26 protein-coding genes are annotated in these 24,101 nt (G+C 68.4%); 19 read left to right on the forward strand and 7 right to left on the reverse strand.

Annotation, left to right across the window (positions count from 1 at the left end):
- Nucleotides 1-242 precede the first annotated feature (242 nt).
- The 6 genes from NLI01S_RS05660 (at nt 243) to NLI01S_RS05680 (ending at nt 6,425) form a co-directional block, all read left to right on the forward strand.
- On the forward strand, nt 243-905 hold the full coding sequence (locus NLI01S_RS05660; protein ID WP_067600266.1) for a phosphatase PAP2 family protein: 663 nt from the start codon (nt 243-245) through the stop codon (nt 903-905).
- Nucleotides 906-1,066: 161 nt separating this feature from the next.
- Nucleotides 1,067-2,458 carry an AAA family ATPase gene (locus tag NLI01S_RS05665; protein ID WP_067600269.1) on the forward strand — a complete coding sequence of 464 codons (1,392 nt, stop codon included), beginning with the start codon at nt 1,067-1,069 and terminating at the stop codon, nt 2,456-2,458.
- A 422-nt stretch (nt 2,459-2,880) separates the two neighbouring features.
- Nucleotides 2,881-4,176: a glutamate-1-semialdehyde 2,1-aminomutase gene (gene hemL / locus NLI01S_RS05670; protein WP_084392331.1), complete on the forward strand. Its 1,296-nt coding sequence runs from the start codon at nt 2,881-2,883 to the stop codon at nt 4,174-4,176.
- A 34-nt stretch (nt 4,177-4,210) separates the two neighbouring features.
- Complete coding sequence (locus tag NLI01S_RS05675; RefSeq protein ID WP_067600272.1) at nt 4,211-4,846, forward strand: histidine phosphatase family protein; 636 nt, start codon at nt 4,211-4,213, stop codon at nt 4,844-4,846.
- Between the two features lie 294 nt (nt 4,847-5,140).
- Entirely contained in the window at nt 5,141-5,239 is a 99-nt protein-coding gene (locus NLI01S_RS25090; RefSeq protein WP_013155353.1) for a 30S ribosomal protein bS22, read from the forward strand.
- Between the two features lie 223 nt (nt 5,240-5,462).
- Nucleotides 5,463-6,425 (forward strand): NAD-dependent epimerase/dehydratase family protein, encoded by a 963-nt coding sequence (locus NLI01S_RS05680; RefSeq protein ID WP_067600275.1) that lies wholly within the window; start codon nt 5,463-5,465, stop codon nt 6,423-6,425.
- Between the two features lie 46 nt (nt 6,426-6,471).
- Here NLI01S_RS05680 and NLI01S_RS05685 read toward each other — a convergent pair whose 3' ends face one another.
- A complete protein-coding gene (locus tag NLI01S_RS05685; RefSeq protein ID WP_223809130.1) occupies nt 6,472-6,957 on the reverse strand; it encodes a MarR family winged helix-turn-helix transcriptional regulator in 486 nt (161 codons plus the stop codon).
- 121 nt (nt 6,958-7,078) lie between these two features.
- Here NLI01S_RS05685 and NLI01S_RS05690 point away from each other — a divergent pair, with 121 nt between their 5' ends.
- Nucleotides 7,079-7,759, forward strand: coding sequence for a hypothetical protein (locus tag NLI01S_RS05690; RefSeq protein WP_067600281.1), 681 nt, complete (start codon nt 7,079-7,081; stop codon nt 7,757-7,759).
- Between the two features lie 97 nt (nt 7,760-7,856).
- Here NLI01S_RS05690 and NLI01S_RS05695 read toward each other — a convergent pair whose 3' ends face one another.
- Nucleotides 7,857-8,663: an HAD family hydrolase gene (locus tag NLI01S_RS05695; RefSeq protein ID WP_067600284.1), complete on the reverse strand. Its 807-nt coding sequence runs from the start codon at nt 8,661-8,663 to the stop codon at nt 7,857-7,859.
- 247 nt (nt 8,664-8,910) lie between these two features.
- Between NLI01S_RS05695 and NLI01S_RS05700 the strand changes: the two genes are divergently transcribed.
- The 6 genes from NLI01S_RS05700 (at nt 8,911) to NLI01S_RS05720 (ending at nt 13,202) form a co-directional block, all read left to right on the forward strand.
- Nucleotides 8,911-10,065 carry a putative quinol monooxygenase gene (locus NLI01S_RS05700; RefSeq protein WP_067600287.1) on the forward strand — a complete coding sequence of 385 codons (1,155 nt, stop codon included), beginning with the start codon at nt 8,911-8,913 and terminating at the stop codon, nt 10,063-10,065.
- A gap of 331 nt (nt 10,066-10,396) precedes the next feature.
- A complete protein-coding gene (locus NLI01S_RS05705) occupies nt 10,397-11,095 on the forward strand; it encodes an LmeA family phospholipid-binding protein (protein ID WP_067600289.1) in 699 nt (232 codons plus the stop codon).
- The gene (locus tag NLI01S_RS05710) at nt 11,095-11,427 is read left to right on the forward strand and encodes a TlpA family protein disulfide reductase (protein WP_067600293.1); all 333 of its coding nucleotides are present in this window, start codon (nt 11,095-11,097) and stop codon (nt 11,425-11,427) included. The genes NLI01S_RS05705 and NLI01S_RS05710 overlap by 1 nt, the downstream gene beginning before the upstream one ends.
- A gap of 158 nt (nt 11,428-11,585) precedes the next feature.
- Nucleotides 11,586-11,672, forward strand: coding sequence for a putative leader peptide (locus tag NLI01S_RS26715; RefSeq protein ID WP_355267795.1), 87 nt, complete (start codon nt 11,586-11,588; stop codon nt 11,670-11,672).
- Nucleotides 11,673-12,054: 382 nt separating this feature from the next.
- Nucleotides 12,055-12,900, forward strand: coding sequence for a sulfurtransferase (locus tag NLI01S_RS05715; RefSeq protein ID WP_067600297.1), 846 nt, complete (start codon nt 12,055-12,057; stop codon nt 12,898-12,900).
- Complete coding sequence (locus NLI01S_RS05720; protein WP_067600299.1) at nt 12,897-13,202, forward strand: DUF1416 domain-containing protein; 306 nt, start codon at nt 12,897-12,899, stop codon at nt 13,200-13,202. The genes NLI01S_RS05715 and NLI01S_RS05720 overlap by 4 nt, the downstream gene beginning before the upstream one ends.
- A gap of 76 nt (nt 13,203-13,278) precedes the next feature.
- On the opposite strand, the gene NLI01S_RS05725 is transcribed toward NLI01S_RS05720, so the two are convergent.
- Nucleotides 13,279-13,749: a hypothetical protein gene (locus tag NLI01S_RS05725; protein WP_067600302.1), complete on the reverse strand. Its 471-nt coding sequence runs from the start codon at nt 13,747-13,749 to the stop codon at nt 13,279-13,281.
- 412 nt (nt 13,750-14,161) lie between these two features.
- Here NLI01S_RS05725 and NLI01S_RS05730 point away from each other — a divergent pair, with 412 nt between their 5' ends.
- From NLI01S_RS05730 to NLI01S_RS25955, 4 genes are all read left to right on the forward strand, one after another.
- Nucleotides 14,162-16,345, forward strand: a complete 2,184-nt coding sequence (locus NLI01S_RS05730) for a hypothetical protein (RefSeq protein ID WP_067600306.1) — start codon at nt 14,162-14,164, stop codon at nt 16,343-16,345.
- A gap of 86 nt (nt 16,346-16,431) precedes the next feature.
- Nucleotides 16,432-17,688, forward strand: coding sequence for a Mur ligase family protein (locus NLI01S_RS05735; protein WP_067600309.1), 1,257 nt, complete (start codon nt 16,432-16,434; stop codon nt 17,686-17,688).
- 11 nt (nt 17,689-17,699) lie between these two features.
- Entirely contained in the window at nt 17,700-18,413 is a 714-nt protein-coding gene (locus NLI01S_RS05740) for a type 1 glutamine amidotransferase (RefSeq protein WP_067600312.1), read from the forward strand.
- 648 nt (nt 18,414-19,061) lie between these two features.
- A complete protein-coding gene (locus tag NLI01S_RS25955; protein ID WP_190318370.1) occupies nt 19,062-19,454 on the forward strand; it encodes a DUF4352 domain-containing protein in 393 nt (130 codons plus the stop codon).
- A 4-nt stretch (nt 19,455-19,458) separates the two neighbouring features.
- Here the strand turns inward: NLI01S_RS25955 and ygfZ are convergent, their stop codons facing one another.
- Nucleotides 19,459-20,475, reverse strand: coding sequence for a CAF17-like 4Fe-4S cluster assembly/insertion protein YgfZ (gene ygfZ / locus NLI01S_RS05750; protein WP_067600319.1), 1,017 nt, complete (start codon nt 20,473-20,475; stop codon nt 19,459-19,461).
- Between the two features lie 321 nt (nt 20,476-20,796).
- Complete coding sequence (locus NLI01S_RS05755) at nt 20,797-21,360, reverse strand: nitrobindin family protein (protein WP_067600322.1); 564 nt, start codon at nt 21,358-21,360, stop codon at nt 20,797-20,799.
- 225 nt (nt 21,361-21,585) lie between these two features.
- Between NLI01S_RS05755 and NLI01S_RS05760 the strand changes: the two genes are divergently transcribed.
- Together NLI01S_RS05760 and NLI01S_RS05765 are read left to right on the forward strand one after the other, a co-directional pair.
- The gene (locus NLI01S_RS05760; protein ID WP_067600324.1) at nt 21,586-22,368 is read left to right on the forward strand and encodes a hypothetical protein; all 783 of its coding nucleotides are present in this window, start codon (nt 21,586-21,588) and stop codon (nt 22,366-22,368) included.
- A 5-nt stretch (nt 22,369-22,373) separates the two neighbouring features.
- Nucleotides 22,374-22,736 (forward strand): DsrE family protein, encoded by a 363-nt coding sequence (locus tag NLI01S_RS05765; protein ID WP_067600328.1) that lies wholly within the window; start codon nt 22,374-22,376, stop codon nt 22,734-22,736.
- Nucleotides 22,737-22,820: 84 nt separating this feature from the next.
- Here NLI01S_RS05765 and NLI01S_RS05770 read toward each other — a convergent pair whose 3' ends face one another.
- Complete coding sequence (locus tag NLI01S_RS05770) at nt 22,821-23,567, reverse strand: phosphoglyceromutase (RefSeq protein WP_067600331.1); 747 nt, start codon at nt 23,565-23,567, stop codon at nt 22,821-22,823.
- 10 nt (nt 23,568-23,577) lie between these two features.
- On the reverse strand, nt 23,578-24,096 hold the full coding sequence (locus NLI01S_RS05775; RefSeq protein ID WP_067600334.1) for a YbjN domain-containing protein: 519 nt from the start codon (nt 24,094-24,096) through the stop codon (nt 23,578-23,580).
- Between the last annotated feature and the right edge of the window lie 5 nt (nt 24,097-24,101).

Below are 24,101 nucleotides of genomic sequence, written 5' to 3' on the forward strand. Positions count from 1 at the left end.
CCCGTCCAAGTTACTCAGCGGTAGAGCCCGGGGCGTTCGTCGGGGTCGCGTGTCTCCTTCGTCGGACCGGACGTGCGCTTCCGTCGGATTTCCGCGTGGTACGGCCCCGTGGGGTTTCGGTTGATGACAGGATGAAGGCTTCCCGTCATTCGACCATGGGAGTTCCGTCACCGGAACGTCGCCCGGCCTTTCCCCTGCCGCTTGAGCGACTCTTCTCCCCCGTACGACCCCAATGGAGAGAGATGGTCTCCGAGATCTTCGCCATCAGTGCCGCCTGGTCGCGAGCCGTGATCGAGTTCGCCGCCGGACTCGACCCCTGGATGCAGTCCGCGGCGGAGCTGGGCACCGACCTGTTCCTCGGTGTCTTCGCGCTCTTGTTCCTCATGGCCTGGTGGAAGGCCCGATCGGTCGACTCGCGCCGGGTCGGACTGGCGCTCTTCGCCCCGGTCGCGACCGTCATCGCCTACTTCGTCAGCGTGACGATCAAGTCGTTCTTCCAACAGATGCGGCCCTGCCAGGCCATGACCGACCTCAGCGTCATCGCCACCTGTGATCCCATCGGCGACTGGTCGTTTCCCAGCAACCACTCCGCGATCGCCGGCGCCGCCGCGGCCGCGATCATCGTCGCCTGGCGCCGCTTCGCCGTCGCCGCGGTCCTCTTCGCCTTCCTGGAGGCCTTCTCTCGGGTCTTCGTCGGCGCCCACTACCCGCACGACGTAACGGTCGGACTGCTGGTCGGCGCCATCGTCGCCACCTTGGTCTCCCTCCTGGCCGCCCGCCCGATGACCTTCCTCGTCGACCGCCTCGCGGAGATCGACGCGCTGCGTCCCCTCCTGCGCGCCAAGCCCCCGGTCCCCGGCCCCGGCCACGAGGCCATTCGGCAGGACACGCACGCCAAGACGTAGACCCCGCCCCGTGTGCCCTGCTCCACTCCCGGAGCAGGGCACACGTCTGTCCACACCCTGTGGACAGAGGTCGAGGCCCCCGACTCTGTGGCATTATTAAAGCAAGTGGGTTTTCCGCTTGATCAGTGATGAAGCCACCCGGAAAGAGGGGGAGAGGCTCGATGCTGCTGAGTTTCCGCGTGGAGAACCACAAGTCCATCCGTGACGAACAACAGTTGCTCCTCACCCCCACCTACGATGACGCGGTCCCGGAAGACGCGGACTGGGAAGCCTGTTCCGTCGCCGGCATCTTCGGTGCCAACGCCTCGGGTAAGTCCAACCTGCTGCACGCTCTCGACTTCATGCGGGAGACCGTCCGCTGGTCCATGAGCCGTTCAGAACCCGGGAGCGGCATCGCGCGTGAACCCTTCGCCCTTGATCCCACATCGAGGGTCGAACCCTCCACCTTCGTCGTCGATCTGACGCTCTCCGAGGTTCGCCACACCTATGGCTTCGCCATCGACGATGAGCGTGTGGTCGAGGAGTGGTTGTACGCCTATCCGAAGCGTCGCAAGCGCGTCCTGTTCGAGCGTGAGGGCGAGGAGTTCGTGTTCGGTGACAGTGCTCCGACCAGTCTCCGACAGGTCAAGGACATCACCGGACCCAACGTGCTGTTCCTGACCGTTGCGGCTCGCGCCGCCAGCGCAGACGTGGAGCAGGTCTACCAGTGGTTCTCTGAACAGCTGGTCTTCGCTGAGGAACGGAGCTCCGGCCCACCCGGTTGGCTGAGGAATCAGCAAGTGTCCGAAGAACAGATGGCCGGTCTGGGTGAGTTGCTGCGGTCAGCAGGTACAGGGGTCCGTTCTGTTGAGTTGAAGGATGGCTCGGCTTCCTTCGTGGTCAGTGAGTCTGGGCTCGGAGAACTGGTGAAATCCCTTGACAGGGATACCGCGAGCGGCGATCCCGAGAAAATGGTTCTGTATTCGTCGATGGGATCAGGGAAGACCCATTCTTGGCTGGCGGCCATCGAGAGGCTGAGAGGGAGCAAGCGATTCACGTCATCGGAACTCTGCTTCCACCATGGTGAGGGAGATTCCACGCGCCCTCTTTCCTGGAACGAAGAGTCCAAGGGAACTCGCACTCTCACCGCTCTCGGCTACGAGGCCCAACGTGTCCTCGAAACGGGGGGAGTCCTGGTGGTCGACGAGATCGACGCCAGCCTGCACCCTTACCTCTCAGCTCGGGTAATCTCCCTTTTCCAGGATGAGAAGCAGAACCCCCACGGTGCACAGCTGATCTTCACCAGCCACGACGCGACACTGCTCGGTCGGATCCGTGGTGAGGAGGTTCTCAGGCGTGACCACATCTGGTTCGTCGAGAAGGATGCCCAAGGCCGGACCACTCTCTATCCGTTGAGTGACTTCAAACCCCGAGGCGATGACAACCGGGCTCGTCGTTATCTCACCGGTCGTTATGGAGCCGTTCCCGATGTGGATGACGAACTCTTCCTGATGGCCCTCCACCGTAGGGCGCAAAGGGAGGAGAGCTTCGAGGCCGAGGTCGATCGCGAGTGAGTAAACGTGCCAAGCGAGAGCGGGAGAGCGCTCTCGAACGCCGTGGCTCGCGTCGTGAGGAACGGAGTGTCTACCTCGTTGTCTGTGAGGGAGAGACGGAGAAACGCTACTTCGACTCCATGCGCGGACACCCTGGTGTCCGGGTCCACACCGTGCACGTCCGTCAGGCCAAGCACCCTCAGAAGGAGCGAGTGCTCCGTGCCGCCAGGGAGGCCGAACGTGCCTTCCAGGTTGGGGTAAGGGGCGTACTCGGTTCGACGATTTCGCACACGGAATCCAGGACGCCCTGGAACGTGCCGAGCGTCTGCCCGCGGGTTCGGATCCCAGTACCGACGTCCACCGGCTCATGCGGGCTCTCCTACGGGAATGAGTGCGGGGTGGGTCACGGTCGCGGTGGAGGGGACAACTGAGACACTGGTGGGGTGGGTACTCAACAGACTTCCGCAGAGCTCTTCCGGCGGGCGGCCGCCGTCGTCCCCGGCGGTGTGAACTCGCCCGTCCGCGCCTTCGGCGCCGTCGGCGGCACCCCGCCCTTCTTCGTCAAGGGCGAGGGCCCCTACCTCACGGACACCGACGGTCGCCGCTACGTCGACCTCGTCTGCTCCTGGGGGCCGCTCGTCCTCGGCCACGCCGAACCCTCCGTGGTGGAGGCCCTCCACGGTCAGGTGGCCGCCGGTACCTCCTACGGCGCCCCGACGCCCGGCGAGGTCGAGCTCGCCGAGCTGATCGTGGAACGCACCGCCGTGGAGAAGGTCCGCCTGGTCAACTCCGGGACCGAGGCCACCATGTCCGCGATCCGCCTCGCCCGCGGCTTCACCGGACGCGGCAAGGTCATCAAGTTCGCCGGCAACTACCACGGCCACGTCGACGCCCTTCTCGCCGCCGCCGGTTCCGGCCTGGCCACCTTCGCGCTGCCCGACTCCCCGGGTGTCACCGGTGCCAGTGCCGCGGACACCATCGTGCTGCCCTACAACGACGTCGAGGCCGTCGAACGGGCCTTCGCCGAGCACGGCGACGAGATCGCCTGCGTGATCGCCGAGGCCTGCCCGGCGAACATGGGCGTGGTCCCGCCCCGCGCCGGGTTCAACGCCCGGCTCAAGGAGATCGCGCACGCCAACGGCGCCCTGCTGATCCTCGACGAGGTCCTCACCGGATTCCGGGTCAGCGCCTCCGGTTGGTACGGCCTGGAGGAGGTCGCCGGCGACCTGGTGACGTTCGGCAAGGTCATGGGCGGCGGACTGCCCGCCGCGGCCTTCGGTGGACGCGCCGACATCATGGACCGACTCGCCCCGAACGGTCCCGTCTACCAGGCGGGCACACTGTCCGGGAACCCGCTGGCCACGGCGGCGGGCCTGGCCACCCTGCGCGGTGCGACCTCGGCGGTCTACGAACACATCGACCGGGTGTCCACACAGGTCCAGGCCGAGGTCTCCCAGGCGCTCGGCGCCGCCGGGGTCGCCCACCGGGTCCAGAACGGCGGCAACCTGTTCACGGTCTTCTTCACCGACCAGGACGTCGTCGACTTCGACACCGCTCGGGCCACCGACACCAAGGTGTTCGCGGCGTTCTTCCACGCCATGCTCGAACAGGGCGTGTACCTGCCTCCCGCCGCGTTCGAGGCCTGGTTCTTCTCGGCCGCGCACGACGAGACCGCCATCGATCAGGTGGTCTCCGCCCTGCCGAAGGCGGCCCGGGCAGCCGCCGAGGCCCAGGGCTGATCACGCCCGAACTCCGCACAGAAGGACTCCCACGATGACCACGACCACCGTCGTCCACCTGCTTCGCCACGGTGAGGTGTACAACCCCGACAAGGTCCTCTACGGACGCTTGCCCGACTACCACCTGAGCGATCGCGGGCAGCGGATGGCGGAGCTGGCCGCCGACTGGTTCGAGGGCCACGACATCGCGGCCCTGTACTCCTCGCCGCTGGATCGCACCCAGGAGACCGCGATCCCGCTGCAGAAGGCGTTCGATCTGCCGGTGACCCTGGACGATCGGCTCATCGAGGCGGCCAACAAGTTCGAGGGAATGACGTTGTCCGGGGCCTCGGCCCGCGACCCACAGGTGCTGAAGCGGCTCTACAACCCGTTCCAACCCTCGTGGGGCGAGCCCTACCAACAGGTCGTGGAACGGATGGTCGACGTGATCAAGGTGGTCCGTCGGGCGGCCTGGGGGCGCGAGGCCGTGTGCGTCAGTCACCAGTTGCCGATCTGGATGGCGCGACGGGCCTCGGAGGGCAAGCGACTGTGGCACCGGCCGGATCGGCGCGAGTGCAACCTCGCCAGCGTCACGTCGTTGACCTTCGCCGACCAGCGTCTGGCCAGCGTCAGCTATGCGGAGCCGGCGGCAGGGTTGTACGTCGATGGGCCGTCCGTTCCGGGTGCCTGATCGATTGTTCGAAGCGTGAGAACCCCAGCGGGGCGGCCGGAACAGGCCGCCCCGAGACCGCGCTTCGCGTAGTTCGTGTCCGTTGAACACGCCCTACCGGATAAGCTGGGGCCACGGGTGCGGTGGATATGCGTGCTCAGTGCCGCCCTCCCCGGGGTCCGCCCCGGTCGCACCGGCCGCGCACGCGAACGCGTGTGAGCCATCGCGAGCCCGGTTACCGCATCCGAGCCGTCAGGTGTTCCGCACCAGTGGTTCGGCATGTCCGTACTCACTCGTCAGCGAGAAGGTGATCCCATGGGTTCCGTCATCAAGAAGCGTCGTAAGCGGATGGCGAAGAAGAAGCACCGCAAGCTGCTCAAGCGCACGCGTGTCGCGCGTCGCAACAAGAAGTAGGACATTCCAGCGGCGAACGTCTCTCCGCGGGCTTGGGCGTGCCCCAGGGCTCGCCTCGGACGCGGAGACACTTCCCCCCTTTGCGTGGCATTGCCCACGACAATGGAATTTTCTGGCTGAAGCGCTGTTGTGCTTCACGGGTCGCGGTCGCCGCTTCACCCCTGGCGGGTGAACGGTCCGCGGGCCTTTCGCACCACCGTCTCCTTTCAAGGAACGTGTCGCCATGGCTCGTGTCGTACTCGTCACCGGGGTCTCCAGCCCCCTCGCTGCCAGGGTCGCCCAGGCCCTGAGTGAGAGGCCCGGCGTGCGCCGGGTCATCGGAGCGGACTCCTCACCTCCCCCGGGCGAACTGCCGGGGATCGAGTACCGGCACGTCGACCTGCACGACGGAAGCCTGGACCGGATCGTCACCGATTCGGGCGCCGACCTGGTCCTGCACCTGGGTCTGGACACGGTGAAGGGCGCCGACCGGGAGGACGACCTCCTCGGCACCATGCGTGTCCTGGGCGCGGCCCAGCGTTCCGATTCCGTGCGCCGTCTCGTGGTGCGCTCCAGCGCCACCTGGGAGGCCGACGACGCGGCCGTGGTGGAGCGGGACACCCGTTCACTCCAACGCCGGCGCCCGGACCTGTCCGTGGCCGTGTTGAAGTTCGCGAACCTCATCGGTCCCTCCGTGGACACCCCCCTCACCCGATACATGGACTACCGGGTCGTACCCACCGTCATGGGTCGAGACCCGCGAGTGCAGTTCCTGCACGAGGACGACGGCGTCGAGGCGCTCACCCTCATGGCGTTGAGCGATCAGACCGGTTCCTTCGACGTCTCGGGGGCGGACGCGGTCCCCCTCTCACACTGTCTGCGTCGCATCGGCGGTCAACGCGTCCCCGTACCGGCCCGTGGCCTGAAGGTGCTGCGCGGTGTGGCCAAGCACGGCCGGATCGGTTACGCGAGTGCCAGCGCCGCCCGCACCGTCAACACCGGCCTGCACGCCGCTCGGCTGGACCCGACCCCGTTGTGCACCGCCCTGGACTGGTCGCCCACCTACAGCTCCATCGAGGCCTTCGAGTCGTACGCGCACAGTCGTGGCGGCGTCGACCGTGGTGGCGCCTCCCGAAGCGGCGGACGCGGCGCCGGGCTGCGTCCGGTGCACGTCATCGCTCTGGCCCGAGCCACCCTGGGCCGCTGACCGACCCTCGCCTCTCTTTCTCCTCTGCGGTGCCGACCGGGTGTCCTCACCGGTCCCGTAGTTCCTCCGCCCATGCCCGCAGACCCGCCGCGAAGCCCGCGCGGTCGCGCTCGGGCAGACGTTCCATAGCGCGCCGCAAGGGCGCCGCACGCGCCGCGACCAGTGCCTCCACCGATGGTCGATAACCCGTGGCCAGGCTCAGCAGGGTGCGTCGGCGGTTGTCCGGGTCCTCCTCCGCGACGACCAGCCCCGCCCTCCTGAGGTCACCGGCCAGTTCGCTGGCGGTCGGCATGGAGACGGCCATGCGCTCGGCCAGTTCACCGACGCCGACGGAGCGGACCACCGCCAGCTGTCCGAGAACCCCGCCGTGGCGCGCGGTCAGCCCGTGTTCGGCGAAGACCGCGGCGACGTCGTCGGGCATGTCCGTGCGGATCCGTCGGAAGTAGACCTCCAGCTGCGGTATCACCCCGAGCTCCGCAACCAGTTCCGGATCGGGGCGTTCGGAGGGTTCTGAAGTGCGGTCCTGTGCCATGTCCATGATCATAAAGATTCGGATGATCAAACTGTTTGTGTATCCGAAGTGACACCTCTAGGCTGAGATCCAGACCACGGTGTCCGCCGGAGTCCTGGCGGTGCCGAGTGAGGAGCGAGTCATGGCAGCCGCCACCCCAGGGCGTACCGACCCGATGTTCGACCCACCGCACCCGTACGGCTACGTGTACGTCGGCGCGAGTGTGTCACCGCCCGAGCGCGGGCCCCTCGTGCGAGGTGACCGGAGACGGGAGGAGGTCCTGGCGGAGTTCGCCGGGCTTCTTCCCGAGGTCGAGGCCCGGCCCGAGGTCGTCGCCACATCCCTCTACGAGGCCGTGTTCATGCCGCCGCTGTCCGGAGCCCCCCGCTACGACGTCGTCGTCCTCATCACGACCGTCTCGACCACGGCCGCCGTCGACTTCTTGGACTCGGAGGCCTATCGGGAACTGGGCGCAGAGCTCGTGATGGTCGCCGGCAACACCCGCCGGATCGGGGAGACCGAGGACGGTTCCGAGGCGACCTTCCTGTTCAACCACTTCACCGCGCCCGACCCGGAGCGCGCCGTCGTGGCCTGGGAGGACCTGGCCCACTGGTACGTCACCGTGATCGGGGTGGACAACAGCACCCTGCTGCGACCACGAGGAGACGCCGCCTTCGCCATGGTCAACCAGGTCCGGTTGCCGGGAGGACCGCTGCGCTTCCTGCTCGCGCAATTCGTTCGGCCGAGTTTCTTCCGGCGGGTGCGCGGTGGGCTGCGAGCGGAGGGGATGAGGGCGATGCCGGTGTTCTATCGGCGCGTTTGAACGCGCTGCGGTAGCCCGGGTCGGGGATGGGGGAAGAGGGGCGGGCTCGAGGGCGAGCGTCGCTCTGCGTGCCGCTCAGCGCCTCTCGGGGAGTTTCTCAGGGGGAGGGCAAGGACTTGCGGTGCCGTACCGCGCGCACCGCGACCGCGCCGGCCACCGCACCCGCGACGGCCGCGGGGACGGCCACCTTCAGGGCTCGGCGGTGTCTGCGGAAGTCGTGGACCGGCCACTGATGGGTCCGGGCGTACCGGCGCAGGTCCCCGTCCGGGTTGACCGCGTGCGGATCGCCCACCAACGACAGCAGCGGCAGGTCGTTCGAGGAGTCGCTGTAGGCGGAACAGCGGGCCAGGTCCCACCCCTCCTTGCGGGCCAGTTCCCGCACCGCCACGGCCTTGGCCGGACCGTGCAAGAGGTCGCCGTTGAGGCGTCCGGTGTAGACCCCGTCGACGCTTTCGGCCTCGGTGCCCAGCGCACCGGTCAGGCCCAGTCGGCGTCGGATGATCTCCGCCAGCTCCACCGGGGTCGCGGTGACCAGCCAGACCGGCCGCCCGGCGTCCAGGTGTCCCTGAACGAGCCGTCGGGCGCCCTCCCAGATGCGGTCGGCCATGGTGTCGTCGTAGATCTCCTCGCAGAGGCCGACCAGGTCCCGCACGTCGTGCCCGGCGACGAACGCCAGGGCGGCCTCGCGCGCGGCGTTGATGTGCTCGGGCTGTTCGCTGCCGGTCACCCTGAACACCGTCTGCCCCCACGCGAACCGCATCAAGTCGCGGGTGGTGAACAGGTCACGGGAGGCGAGCCCACGGGCGAAGTGGTAGATGGAAGCGCCGCGCATCAGGGTGTTGTCCACGTCGAAGAAGGCGGCGCCGGGACCGATCGGGTTCGGGAACGTCGCGTCCAATGGCACGGTTCTCTCCAGGATCAGGTGGGGGAGGTCGCCCTCCGGCGGCCGGGGTGAGGCCCCCGCGTACTGTGAGCCTAGAGGCACGAGGCGTCCCGGTGGGGCCGCTGCACCGCCACGAGAATCCTGGTGATGAAGCTCACAGTGTAAAGGGCGGTTCCGGCCCGCACTCTGCGAGATCTCCCTCGGGGTCGACCCCCCAAAAGTGCACGTTGTGCACATCCACTCGTCAACGTGCATCATCATTGTCGAGATGGTCACGGTAGGTCTGACATTCATTAGCGCGTTGGTCGGCTGGAGCGCCACCGCCGCGCTGACCGCTTATGCCCAACGTCGGCCCGGTATCGCCGCGATCGCATGGTTGATCGCCGCACTGGCCGTCACGGTGGGTCTCAGCGCCGCGGTGATCGGGGTGCTGTTCGACTTCGGCGAGCCCACCTTCCGACTCCTGCAAATGGGTGTCAGTCTCCTCGGGCCCGTCTACATGGCGTGGGGGGCCTTCGAATACGCGGTCCGCGCGCCGAACGCCCGGTTCACCTCACGTCTGTTCCTCAGCGTCTTCACCATCGTTCCCCTGGTGGTGCTGGCCGTCGACCGCGCCAGCGGTCGCTTCGGCTCTTCCTTCCCCCCGCTGGCCGAACACTACGATCTGATCCCGCGCGCGCTCGTGAACGGTGCGCAGGTCTTCGCCGTCGTCCTCCTCGTCACCGCGCTGGTCTCCGTCGCGCGACGCGGCCTCCGCGGCCCCGGGAGGACCGATCTGATCGTTCTCGGGCTGCTCGTCCTGGCCACGCTCCTCTCCGTGGTGGTCGGCCGCTTCGGGCTGGACTCCGTGGGCCCGTTGCTGATGCTCGGGGCGGTCTCCGCGCTGTGGGGCGCCGGAGCACTGGCGGCCAAGCCCCGTCGCGACGTCTACGACGACGAGTACGACGACGAGTACGACGACGATTACTACGACGACGCGGACGACGAACTCGACGAACCGCAGGAGGAGCCCGTGCGCCGTAAGCGCCGCCACGCCGACCCCTATGACGACCACTTCGCAGGGGCCCCGGCGTCCACACCGCCCAGCAGCAAGCTGCGCGGTGTCATCACGATCTACACGCTCGCCGACGGGCAGGGTGAGGGCTTCGACCGGCTGGCCAACGCTGTCGTGGGCGAGGTGTCCGCGCGTGAACCCGACACCCTGCTGTTCGCCTCGCACACGGTGCCCAGCGCGCCGTTGCAGCGCATCGTCTACGCGATCTATCGGGACGAGCTCGCGCAGGAGGAACACGAGCAGCAGCCGCACATGCTGGAGTTCGCCCGCCGACTGCCGGCACACGTGGTCGCCACCAACGTGATCGAACTCTCCCTCTCCGACGCGTCCGCCAACGACGGCCTCGCCGCCATGCTGATGCCTCGTTGACCCGATCCGCGTGATCCCGCCGGAACAGCGGTTTCGTCGTCGGCGCCCCTCTCCGCAACGGGGGGCGCCCGGCTCGTTCATCCTCCGGTCACGTCTCGAAGGTGCCCCACACCGACCCCGGTGCCTCTCGATCGCGTCTCGATGGCTCGGGGACGCAACCAACCCGGATATCTCCGCGTCATATGCGGGGTGACGTACCCTTCCCTACAGGTTTTTCATGACCGGCGCCCTGCGGGTGCCGGTGGCGTGTGACCACGACCGGCCGGACGACCCAGCCGAGAGGCGCGCCGGATCGAAAGCCGGATCGAAAGAAAGTGTGCTGGGATCTCCGATGCGTAAGTTCCTTCTCGTCTTCCTGATCCTCCTCGCGGCTCTCGTGGTGGTGGCGGACATCGGTGCGCGTTCATTCGCGCAGAACGCCCTCGCCGAACGTCTGGCCGACCAGATGGAGATGTCCGAGGATCCGGAGGTGTCCATCGAGGGTTGGGCCTTCCTGCCGCAGGTGCTGAGCGGCACCTATACCGAGGTCGACATCAACGCCGACAGCGCCACGATGAGCGACGTGACGGTCGAGCAGGTCGAGGCCACCGCCTCGGACGTCGAGGCGCCGCTGAGCGACCTCATGGATCAACCCACCGTGATCGCCGGCCAGGTCGAAGGCTCCTTCGTGGTGCCCTACTCCTACTTCAACCCCTACCTGCCCGAGGGCATGACCATCAGCACGGAGGGCGACAGCCCCCGCATCAGCGGTGAGCTCGCCCTGCCCGAGCTGGGTCTGAGCGCCTCGGTGTCCAGCGCCGGTGAGTTCACGGTCGACGGCGACGTCCTCTCCGTCACCCCTCAGGACATCGAGGTCGGTGACCTGCCGATCGACGTCGACGACCAGGTGGCGGGGATGCTCACCTTCAGCGCGCAGGTACCCGAGTTGCCGCTCGGCCTGACCGTCACCGACGTGGAGGCCACTTCCAGCGGTCTGCTGATCACCGGTGCCGGTACCGACCTCCCGCTGATGGGTTCCGAGGTCGCCTGATGGTCTCCGCGATGGAGTCGCTCGGTGCCGAGGAGATCGGCGCCGAGCTGGGCGCGAGGGCCACCCTCGTGCAGATCTCCAGTGCCTTCTGCCAGCCCTGCCGAGCCACCCGCCGCGTCCTGATGGACGTGGCGTCGATGGTGGAGGGCGTGGCCGACGTCGAGGTCGACGCCGAGTCGCACCTGGACCTGGTGCGTCGGTTGGAGGTGCGGGGAACCCCCACCGTCTTCGTCCTGGACGCTTCCGGCCGGATCGTGCGGCGGGCGCAAGGACAGCCCCGCAAGGCCGACGTGATCGCCGCGCTCGGGCAGGCCATCTCCTGGACCCGATAGGTCCGAACCCGGGCGGTCCTCAACGCTCCCCGAGACGCCGTTCTCATATTCCGGAACACCCTGAAAGCCCGTCCGGCCCGGCGGAGCGGGCAATACGGCTTTCCCTGTGATCCAGGACACCAGTGACAATCAGCGGTGCTGCCTGTAACGTCTAAGACGTGACTTCCTTGACGAGCGCGTATCTGACGAAGCGACGGGCGGTTGATTTCTGCCGCGTCGCCGCCGCGCTCTGTCCATGTCCCTAGGGCGGACGGGCCCTCGGCCCCGCCCGTTTCGTGCGATCGGCTTCCTCGGATCTCCACGCACACAGGGATGAAGTTTCATGCGAGTCGAGTTCGACGGGCGTCCGTACGCCCCAGGCACAGAGCGACACATCGACGACCGCACCCTCGTGAGCTCGGAGCGGCAGGCTGCGACCACGTCCGCCCCCACCGCGCGTAGTGCCCTTCCCGCCTTCCACCCGGCCCCTCGCCGGGCGTAGCGGGGTACCCCGAACACATCCCCTCGCCAGGGAACGTCCCCACCAGGGGAAGGCCACGACGACACCCCGGCTTCCGGCAGCAGGGCCCGGAAGCACGACGCATCCGACTCACACGCGACATCGCACAGAAACACAGGAGGTTCCCCATGAGCCGTTCCGACGTCCTCGTGGACGCCGACTGGGTGGAGGCTCACCTGGACGACGCCGACGTCGTTCTCGTCGAGGTGGACGAGGACACGTCCGCCTACGACAAGGGCCACATCCGAGGCGCTGTCAAGATCGACTGGAAGACGGACCTCCAAGACCCGGTCCGTCACGACTTCGTGGACAGGACCGGTTTCGAGAACCTGCTGTCCGCCAAGGGCATCGGCAACGACGACCAGGTCATCCTGTACGGCGGTAACAACAACTGGTTCGCCGCCTACGCGTACTGGTACTTCAAGCTCTACGGCCACGAGAACATCCGTCTGTTGGACGGTGGCCGCAAGAAGTGGGAGCTCGACTCCCGCGAGCTGGTCGAGGACGTCCCCGAGCGGGCCGCCACCGAGTACAAGGCCAAGGAACAGGACACCTCGATCCGTGCCTTCCGCGACGAGGTCGTCGAGGCCATCGGTAACAAGGCCCTGGTCGACGTCCGCTCGCCCGACGAGTTCACCGGCAAGCTGCTGGCCCCGGCGCACCTCCCGCAGGAGGCGGCCCAGATCGGTGGGCACATCCCCACCGCGCGCAACATCCCGTGGGCCAAGACGGCCAACGAGGACGGCACCTTCAAGACCGCCGAGGAACTGCGCGAGCTCTACACCGAGGCCGGTGTGGACCTGGACAAGGACATCATCGCCTACTGCCGTATCGGCGAGCGCTCCTCGCACAGCTGGTTCGCGCTCCGCGAGATCGTCGGCATCCCGAACGTCAAGAACTACGACGGCTCCTGGAGCGAGTACGGTTCCCTGGTCGGCGTTCCGGTCGAGGTGGGGGAGGCCGAGCCCAAGTGAGCGACAGTTGCGGAGCCCCCGAGGGCGGTGTGGCCCTGGCCGACGTCGACGCGGGAAGCCAGGCGGTCATCCAGGGCACGGTGACACGTGACGGGCAGCCGCTGCGCGGTGCCTACGCCCGTCTGCTGAACTCCTCCGATGACTTCGTCGGAGAGGTCGCCACCGGTGACGAGGGGACCTTCCGGTTCTTCGCCACCGATGGTGCCTGGAAGGTGCGGGTGCTGGCCTCGAAGGGCTTCACCGGCGAATACCCCGTCCAGGCGGAGGTCGGCAAGGTCGTGGACGTACAGGTCCAGGCCTGACCGACGGTCGAACCACCGCGGCGCCGGTGCCGACGGAGAGATCCGTTCGGCACCGGCGCCGCGTCGTTTCCGGGGCTCAGCGCTCCCGAGGGTGCGGCGGCTCCTCATCCGGAACCTCGTACAGCTCGGCGAGCTCCCGGTTGATCGCTAGAGCCAGTCTCGCCCGGTCGAGCATCGCCTGGCGGTAGAAGGGGGAAGTGGCGGCGAAGGAGAAGGCGGCGACCCCGAGCCACAGGAAGACGGAGGACCCATCCTGAACCATCGACCTGGCGATCAGGATCACAGAGTTGCCGAGAAGGAACAGGATCATGCCCGAGAAGTACCAGGGGTTCTGCCACCGGCGATTCAGATCGGTGGCCGCAGTGACGGTCAGCTGAGCCGTTTCGGGGTCGGGCGCCGGCGCACCATGGCGCAGGTACGGACGGATCCTGCGCCGTTCCGCGCCGATCGGTGCCTTGTGGGCGAGGGCGCGTTCCCTCCAGTGGGTGCGCCCCCTTCGGTGATTCCAGACATGGCCCCGTGCCACGCAGACCAGGGCGGCGACCATGAGCAGGAGTGAGAACAGGGGCGGGACGAGGGTGGGGCCGGAGATGGGGGACTCCCGGTTATCTGAGGGGCGTGGTCTTCGCCGGCATTATGTCGCTTCACCGGTCGCGCGGATCGTCCGGGTTCCGGCCGACGAGGGAGTCGGGTGAGCGGCCGCTCGACGCTCGGGTTTTCCACAGGTGGGGATCGGTACTGGAAAGCGGCCGGTGGCCCTGCTTCACTGAGAACCACGGCCACGCCGCTCGAAGGTCCGTGCACGCTCCATGTTCGAACGTCGGGCATGGCCGGCCGTGGCAAGCACGAGGGCGCCGGTACGCCGGTGCCCGAGCTTCGACCGCCCAGTGGCCGAAGCCCCCCACATGAACGATTCCCCGGTGGTCCCTCTCTGCCGCCGGCGAGGAGGTGTTCGGACGGTGCCCAGAGCACGGTCGTCGGCGAACGCGGCCCGAGGCGAGACGGGACGCACCTACCTCGGATGGCGGCACAAGATCCTCCTGCCACCACCCGGTCCCGCCCCGCGCCGCCCCGCGCCCTCGGACGCTCGGACGGTCTCCGAGGAGTGGATCGCGGATCAGCGTGACAGCGAGGCGCAGACCAACCGCCCGCTCTACTTCGCACTGCTCGGACTCGCCCTGCCCGCGATCCTGTTCCCGGCGCTGTGGCTGACGCGCGTCCTCCCCGGCAGTCTGGCGTTGGGCGGTGTGTTCGCCTGCGCGGCCATCGCGGCGCCGGTCGCCTTCGCGCTCGTCCAGAGCCGCCAGGTCATCGTCGAACGCCTGGAACGGGCGAGGGAACGGCTGGACGCCGAGCGCGCCGAGCGGGAACGGGTCCTGCGCGAACGGCAACGCGAGCACGCCACCCGGTACACCGAATGGCAGGCGGCCTCCCGTGCCTACGAGGCGCAGCCACGCTGGTACGGCATGACCGTGCCGGTCGGCACCTCCGCGGTGGTCGTGGTGGGCGGGGCGGACACCGGGTGGTCGGCGCTGCTCACCACCATCGGTGTCTCTCGGCTGAGGGAAGGCGGTGACCTCACGGTCGTCGACCTCACCGGGCACGGGGTCGCCCGCGAACTCGTCCGTCTCACCCGTCGTTGCGCCGTGGAACCGCGCAGATGGGTGCTCCCCGCCGACCTGCCGCGGATGACCCTGGGAACCGATCTGGACGCCGGTCAGCGCGCCCGCGTCCTCTCCGCCGTCGCCGCGGCCACGGGACGGGCCGAGGACGTCGACGCCGACGAGACGCTGTTGCTGCGTCTGTTGGAGGTGCTCGGCCGGAACGTGGACATCGCTCGCCTCATCGGGGGTCTGCGCGCCCTGCTCACCCCCGCCGACGACGACGCCGAGGACGATCCGGCCCTGGCCCTGCTCACCGTGGACGAACGCACCAGGGTACGGGAACGCTGCGCGGACGACCCCGCGGTCCGCGAACGGGCCTGGGCCCTGGAGGAGCGACTCAGCCCGTTCGAAGCCGTCGGTACCCGCGCCGATGACGCCGCCTACGCCCAGGTCAAGATCATCTCCACCGACCGTGCCTCCGGGGCGGCGGCCGCGCGAGTGTACGGGACCTACGCGGTGGCGGCGCTCAGCGAGCTCCTGGAGACACGTGAGCCGGGTCCGGCGGTCCCCGGGGGCAGAGCTCCACGGGTACGACCGGATCGAACCCGCACCGTGGTCGTGTGCGGCGCGGAGATACTCCCGGAGGAGGAGGTGGAGCAGGTCCTGGACGCGGCCGAGGACGGCGGTGTCGAGGTGGTCCTGATGTTCCGCGAGGCGGTGCCCGCCGCGGTCCGCCACCTGTCCGATCCGTCCTGCCTGCCGGTGGTGATGCGGCAATCCGACCGGAACGGGAGGGTCGCGCGAGCGGTCGCCGAGGTGGCCGACGGCTTCGGAAGCGATCAGGAGGACCTGGAGATCCACCGGCTCACCGAGGTGATCGGCGAGACCGTCGGTGCTTCGATCACCGAACCCGACGGCGGCGACGAGAACGGTCCCGCCGAGGAGAGCCTCTTCCCCTCTCCGCACACCGAGTCCGGAGCGCTCATCCGCAACGCGGCCGCCGCGATCTCCCCGCTGGACCTGGTCAGGCATGTGAGATCCGCCACGGCCTGGGGTCGGGCCACGGAGCAGGCGGCGGAGACCGACACCACCGTCGCGTCGACGGAGGAAGAGGAGTCCACGGCGCGGATCAGTGGTCTGGACGCGGAGTCGCTCCGGAACCTGCCACCCACCGCGGCTCTCGTCCTGACCTCGGCCGGCCCGGTCCTTGCCGACACCAACCCGGGTATTCTCACCCTGTCCACAGCCACCCTCGCCACCGCCGAGGACCACCGGAACTCCGGTATCGGTAGGGGTGTCGGCCAGGCCGAGGGGCCCGATGGTCCGGGTCCGAAGGCCGAGGAGCCACGGCGTTCCCCGATCGGCGGCACGCGGATCGAACCGCCGGGTGACGGCGCGCGGGGAGCCGGACCCGGATACGCACCCGGGGTCGGGAACGTCCCGCGAACGCCCGAATCGGTGACCGACGACGGGGCCGATCCGACACGGGTCCCACCCAACCTCGGGCCCCCACCCGAGCGGTTGGACTGGCGGGTCTGAACAGCGGTGGACAATAGGCTTGGCCCGACACATCGCCCGCCGCCACAGCGCGTTCGCGCGGGTGATCTAGCGATCGTGGAGATTTGATGAGCGAGCTTTCCTTGCGCGCCCAACTGGCTTCGGTACTGGGCAGGAGCGCGGCAAGCCTGTCCAGGGCCACAGGACGCGGAGACGGCTCCGTTATCGGCGGCCGCGTCGCCCTGAAGGTCGAACCCGAGCTGCTCGCCAAGCTCGCCCAGGGTCGCCGTCTCGCCCTGGTGAGCGCCACCAACGGCAAGACCACCACGACCCGTCTCATCTCGCAGGCCCTGCGTGAGTTCGGCGACGTGGCCACCAACGAACACGGCGCGAACATGCCCACCGGGCACATCACCGCGCTGGCCGCCAATAAGGCCGCCGTCAACGGTGTGCTGGAGGTCGACGAGAAGTATCTTCCACAGGTCATCAAGGCGACCAATCCCGCCTTCGTCGTACTGATGAACCTCAGCCGCGACCAGATGGACCGCGCCTCGGAGATCAACCTCCTCGCGAAGAAGTGGCGCACCACCCTGTCGCAGACCAACACCCACGTGATCGCCAACGCCGACGATCCCCTCGTGGCATGGGCCGGTCTGGGCGCCTCCAGCGCCACCTGGGTCTCCGCCGGCCAGCGCTGGAAGGAGGACTCCTGGTGCTGCCCCGAGTGCGGCGCCCACCTCAAGCGCGAGGTCGATCCGCACTGGGAGTGCCCCGAGTGCGGCCTGGCCCGGCCTCGGGCCACCTGGGCGGTGGACAACGACTCCGACACCCTCATCACCCCCGAGGGGCAGCAGATCAAGCTCCGCCTCAACCTGCCGGGTGACGCCAACCGCTCCAACGCGGCGATCGCCGCGGCCACCGCAGCCGCCTACGGCATCCACCCCGAGCGCACCGTCGAACGCCTGCGTGAGATCACCTCGGTGGCCGGCCGCTACACCTCCGTGGTGACCATGGGCGTCGAGGTCCGCCTCCTGCTCGCCAAGAACCCTGCCGGGTGGCTCGAGTCCTTCGCCGTCCTCGACCCGCCGCGGGTTCCGGTCATCCTGGCGGTCAACGCCCAGGTCTCCGACGGTAAGGACACCTCCTGGCTGTGGGACGTGGACTACAGGGTCCTGCGCGACCGTCGGGTCTTCATCATGGGTGAGCGTCGTACCGATCTCGCCCTGCGGCTGGAGACAGACGAGGTCCCCTTCGAGGTCGCCGAGCGGGTGGACGAGGTTCTGGCCAAGCTCAAGGCCGACCGCCCCGACATCACCAAGGTCGACGTCATCGCCAACTACACCGCCTTCCAGCAGATCCGCACCGCGTACGGCCGCATCCAGTAGGAGACCCAGCCATGTCGAACAACAGCAGCGCTCTGCGGATCGTGTGGATCTACCCCGACCTGCTCAGCACCTACGGGGACCAGGGCAACGTCCTCATCCTCAAGCGTCGCGCCGAGCTGCGCGGCATCCCGACCGAGGTCGTGCAGGTCAACTCCAGCGACTCCGTGCCCGAGCAGGGCGACATCTACCTGCTCGGCGGTGGCGAGGACCGGCCGCAGATCCTGGCCGCCGAGCGCCTTCGAGCCGACGGTGGTCTGGCTCGGGCCGCCGCGCGCGGTGCCTGCGTCTTCGCGGTCTGCGCCGGTTACCAGATCATCGGTGAGAGCTACGGCGACAACGACGACAACCCGCTCCCCGGCGTGGGCATCCTCGACATCCGCAGCGGCCGTGGTCAGAGCCGTGCCGTGGGCGAGATCGTCGCCGACGTCGACCCCGCCCTGGGCGTGGGTCGGATCACCGGGTTCGAGAACCACCAGGGCCGGACATCCATCGGCCCGCAGGCCCGCCCGCTGTCCACCACGGTGAAGGGCGTCGGCAACGACGACCGTACCGAGGGCGCCTACCAGGGCCAGGTGCTCGGCACCTACCTGCACGGGCCGGCGCTGCCGCGCAACCCACAACTGGCCGACCTGCTGCTGCGTTGGCGGGTGGGGCAGTTGAACCCGTTGCCTCCGGCCTGGGGCGAGCGTCTGCACGAGGAACGCCTGGCCGCGGCTCTGCGCTAGAGAATCGACCGGCCCGGTGGGAGAGACCCTCCCATCGGGCCTTCGTGTGTCCGGAGTCGGTGGCGCCCTTGTCGGGGCCCTCTCGAGCAGGGCCGGCGAATCGTGCCGACCTGACCCGAGGACCTACCGGTCGGTCGATTCCGCTCATCCGCGTCCCCCGATTCGTTCGTGCCGCCAGGCTTTCAAGGGAAAAATGAGGAGTGGGTCGGGCTTCGCGGGTGGTAGCCGGGAAGGAATGGTCGACGACCCTCCGTGGTGAGGGTTGGATTTCGGGCGAGGGTGGGCAAACGGGGCACAATTTCGGAATGATCTGACTGTGGTATGTGTCACATGGATATGAGTGCCACCGATTCACCCCCAGGTTCCGTCGGCCGTTTCGGACGGTCCGTACGTGTCCTCGCGATCCCCGTCGCCGTGCTCGTGGCGGCCGGTGGGTGCACGGCGGCATTGGCCGCCATGGGCGGGTTGCCGACCCCCGATGTGCGGATCGTGGTGGGAGAAGAGGATCGCGACCCCGCGGCAAACGGGTCGGAGCAGGGTGCGGGGACCGAACCGGGATCCTCACCCTCGCCCTCCGCGGAAACGACGGAGGAGCCGAAGCGGCCGGAGGCGTCCGGTCCGGGGCGACAGACGGACTCTTCCGAATCCGTGCCGCTGTCCTCCTTCAACGGATCCTCGACGTCGGTCGGTCCGTTCCGGGTGGAGGTCGAGGTGGCCTACACCGACAGCACCATCACCGACGGGATGGGCACGAACGCCACCGCCCCGTCGGGCATGACGTACTACATCTACCGGCTCAACGTCACCAACGAGGGTTCCTCACCGGCGATCTTCGACAGCTACGGCACCCGAGGCCACTCCCCGGACGGGACCTCCCACAACAACGACGTGGAGGCCGAGGTGACCGTGGCCTGGGACTACTTCTGGGACGAGATCGACCCCGGCACCACGGTCACCACACACCTGATGTTCCTGGCGCCCGAGGGCACCGAATTCTCCTACGTCGAGGTCTCCGGACAGGGCGACCTACGACCTTCCTGAGCCCCTATCGCGGTCGGCGCCGCAGATCGATCTGGGCGTTGGCCCCGGTGTCCGGGTCCACGATGACCTCCTGGCCGGCGGCGATGCCGTCCGCAGTCAGAACGGCGTCGGTCGGCGCCGTCCGCTTGACCAGCCCCAGCGCGATCGGCCCCAACTCGTGATGGCGTGCGGAACTGCCCACGCGGCCGACCCGACGCCCCTCCAGTTCGATTTCGGAGCCCACCACGGGGAGCCGCTCCCTGGTGCCGTCCAGGTGCAGTAGCACCAGGCGGCGCGGGGGACGACCCAGGTTGTGCACCCGGGCCACCGTCTCCTGCCCGGGGTAGCAGCCCTTCTCCAGATGCACGGCGGAACCGATCCAGTCCATCTCGTGCGGGATGGCGCGCTCGTCGGAGTCCAGGCCGGCCCGAGCCCGGTGCGAAGCGATCCTGTGCGCCTCATAGGCCCACATGCCGGCCGGTCGGGTTCCCGCGTCCGTCAGCTTCTTCGCGGTCGTCACGAGCTCCTCGGAGGGCACGAACAGGTCGATCTCGTGCTCGGTGGTCCGGGTGACCGGACCCTCCACCACCGCCAGGGCCTTGTCCCGGTCCGGGCCGAGCAACGTCAACACCGAGAGCGAGTCCGAGAGGTCCTCGACCTCCACCCGCAGCATGAACACCATCGAGTCCAGGAACCGGGCAGTCTCGGCGGCCTCACCCGGCTCGGTGTGCATCCAGGTGGACTCACCGTCGTCCACCATCGACAGGTGGTGCCTCAGTCGGCCACGCGCGTCCATGATCAGTGACTCGGTGCCGGCGCCCGGGGCCAGGTCACGGGTCAGCTGGCTGGTGAGGTCGTTGAGCCAGCCGAGACGGTCGGGCCCGCTCACCCGCACCACACCCCGGTTGCTCCGGTCGACCCAAGCACTGGAACGTTCGATCGCGCGGCCCTCGTGCGAGGGGTCGCCGTAGTGCGCGGCGACGTCGGTGTCGGGGGTCTCGGCGCTCACGGCACCGGGTGTGGTCAGCAACGGCGAAGTCATACCGCCGAGGGTATCCGCCCCGTCCAAGAGGACACAGGGGTGCGATTGACCTGGGGATACAGATCACAGAAAATCACTTGCCCGCCACCGTCCAGGAGACGTAGTTTGGCGGCACGCAGGAAAGGAGGTGGTCCAGAACATGATTGACCCTAGGACCGGCGAGGTGGCCGTCCGCTAGGACGACGCCGAGCATTCGCTCGACGTACGTCGCAGGCGAATCCCAGACGGACACCCGAACCCCGGGCTGTCGGACCTTGTCCGATCCGACCCTTCTCGTAGGAGCCGGCCCGGGGTTCGTCCATGTCCAGACCCCGAACGGGCCTACTTGCCGTCGTTCGGCTCGATCTCGGCCACTCGCTTGAGCTGGGCGGACATGTACGACTGGAGCCCCAGGTCGCGGGCGGCCAGGTCCCACGCGTAACCCAGGGTCTGGCTTCCGTCGTTGAACAGCCCGTACAGGCGGTGCGACCCCTGTACCTCCAGGCCGGTGATGGTGCGCACGAGCCCGGCGCTTCGCATCTCCACCCGGTTGGCGAACACGTTGCCCTCGTAGGACTCCAGGTAGCCCTCGTTGTGGGCGATCATCGCTTCGATGTGGACGATGTTGTTCTCGTCGTCCGCCGCGTACCGAGCGGTGTCCTCATCGGAGAGGGCACGCCAGTAACCCGATTCCTCGGTGATCAGCTCGCCGGTGGTCCCGTCCGAGTTCATCCGCCAGGCCTTGGCACTGTAGGCCACATAGGGCAGCCCCGCGCGCGGGACGAACTCGACCTCCTGGCCGAACTGGAACTTCTCCTCTTCCACATATCCGGCGACGCCGACGCCCTCCCAACGTCCGAACAGGAAGGACAGTTTCGCCAGATCAGGGTGTACCGCTGCGTCCATAACCCCCGAGAGTAGCGCGCGACGGAGGCGTCGGTGACCGCCCGCGCGAAGGTACCCGTCACCGCCATCCTCGGGCCCCGGACCGGACATGCCCAATTGGCCCGGCTTTCTCGGAGAACTGGTAAAGATGGTTGACGGACGCGGTGGGTCCTTGGGGCTCGGATCCGCACCGCGATCCCCCGACCTCCGACACGATTTCCGAACACGATTCCAAAGGGGCTGCCTGTGTTACTGGTGATCGGTTCGGCGTTGCTCGTCGTCGCGGTGGTCCTGGCGCCACTGGCCTTCATCGCCCTGCGTCGCTGGCGGCGTCAGCGTGGTCTCGCGCTGCTCCTTCCCGCCGCGGTCGCCGAGCACGAAGGCAAGCGCGTGACCCTCACCGGCGTGGCCGCGCCGGGTCCCGCCGGTGCCATCGAATCCGGACTGGCGGGTGTCGAGTGCGTCTGGCACGGTCACGAGGTCCTGCGGCACTACCGGCCGTTGGCCCGTGGCCAGGCGGACGGGCAGGTCGGTGAGCGCGCCTGTGACTCCATCGCCGACTACGGCTCCGATGACCTCTTCGGTCTGGTGGGGGAGGGGCGCTCGGGGAACGCGCAGCGCATCTTCGTCGACCCGGCGGGCACCGAACCGCAGGACGCCGAACTCTGCCTCAAGCGCCAGGTCGGCCGTCCCCAACCCGGTGTGGCCGCCGCCGCGGACGACCTCCTGCCCAGGGTTCGAGGCCGCATCTCCGGTGTCTTCCGGGGCGAGACCATCGAATTCGAGTACCGCGAGTGGATCATCCGTACGGGTGCTTCGGTGCGCGTCACCGGACGCGTCCACGCGCGTGATGGCCGGGTCGTATTGGCCGGCTCGGACGAGGACCCGCTCACCATCGAACACGGTGTGGTCGACCGGGCGACACGGGTCTCCCCACGTCGGACCGAGGCCCTGGGTCTGTCCGTCGGGTTCCTGTTCTCCGTCATCGCGGGAACCGTGCTCCTCCTGATCGGCCTCTCGGTAGGCTGACGGACATGTCTCGCTCTTTGGTGATCAAGGTCACGGCCGGCGCGGATGCTCCGGAACGGTGCAATCAGGCGTTCACGGTCGCGACCGCGGCGGTGACCGCAGGCGTCGAGGTCTCCCTCTGGCTGACCGGGGAGTCGGCTTGGTTCGCCGTCCCCGGACGCGCCGAGACCTTCGAACTCGAACACGCCGCCCCGTTGCAGGACCTGCTGGCCGCGGTGCTGGCCGCCGGCCGGGTGACGGTGTGCACCCAGTGCGCGGCCCGACGCGACCTCACCCAGGACGACCTGATCGACGGCGTGCGCATCGCGGGCGCGCAGAGCTTCGTCGAGGAGACCCTCCAGGACGGGGCCCAGGCGCTGGTCTACTGACCCGCCCTCCGATGACCCGCCCTTCGAAAACGACGGTGCCCGTACCACCGTTGGAGGTACGGGCACCGGTGTCGTCGTGGGGCGTTACTTCTTGCCCTGGTTGGCGACGGCCTCGATGGCGGCCTTGGCGGCCTCCGGGTCGAGGTAGGTGCCGCCCGGGTTCGTGGGCTTGAAGTCCTCGTCCAGCTCGTAGACGAGCGGGATGCCGGTGGGGATGTTCAGCCCCGCGATGTCGGCGTCGCCGACCCCGTCCAGGTGCTTGACCAGCGCGCGCAGCGAGTTGCCGTGCGCGACGACCAGGACGGTCTTGCCCGCGGCCAGCTCCGGGACGATGTCGTCGTACCAGTACGGCAGGGCGCGGTCGAGCACGTCCTTGAGGCACTCGGTACGCGGCAGCAGCTCCGGCGGCAGGAGCTCGTAGCGGACGTCGTCGGACTGCGAGTAGGGGTCGTCGTCGGCGATGGGCGGTGGGGGAGTGTCGTAGGAACGACGCCAGGTCATGAACTGCTCTTCGCCGTACTCCTCACGGGTCTGAGCCTTGTCCTTGCCCTGAAGGGCGCCGTAGTGACGCTCGTTGAGGCGCCAGGAGCGCTCGACCGGCAGCCAGTGCAGGTCGGCGGTCTCCAGCGCGAGGTTGGCGGTGCGGATGGCGCGCTTGAGCAGCGAGGTGTGCAGCACGTCCGGGGTCACCCCGGCGGACTTGAGCAGCTCGCCGCCACGGCGGGCCTCGTCCTCGCCCTTTGCGGACAGGTCCACATCCACCCAGCCGGTGAACAGGCCCTTCGCGTTCCAGACACTTTCACCGTGTCGCAGCAGTACCAGAGTTCCCATGGGGGCAAGCCTAGTCACTCGAAGTCCCGGCCGGTTCGGCCAGGTGGGCGAAGGCGCGCAGATTCCGGGTGTCGTGGCCGCGTTCGAGGCGCCACTTCCACTCCTTGCGGATCGCCGAGGCGAACCCCAGCTCCAGCGCCGTGTTGAAGTTCTCGTCCGAGTAGGTGAGCACGCACCCCAACAGCCGGTCGACCTCGTCGACGCCGACACCGCCCAGGGGGAGCCGGCCACGGATGTACACGTCGCCGACCTCGTCGGAGGTGAACGCCATCCCGTACATGTCGGAGCCGCGTCGGGTCAGCCACTGGTAGAACCCGGCGTGGTTCTCGTCCGGTCGCCGGCAGAAGAACGAGGTCAGGGTGAGGCTGTGCGGACCGACCTCCAACCACACCAGGGTCTTGAGCTTGGCCGTGCCCGGGATGGTGACCAGGAAGGAACCCTCACGTGGACGTTCGACCTCCAACTCGGCCTCGCCCACCGCCTGTTCGATCGCCTTGATCGCGTTCTCGCGCGCCGTCGTCTCCGCCACGTGCG

This window comes from Nocardiopsis listeri NBRC 13360, from assembly GCF_001570765.1.
Lineage (GTDB): Bacteria > Actinomycetota > Actinomycetes > Streptosporangiales > Streptosporangiaceae > Nocardiopsis > Nocardiopsis listeri.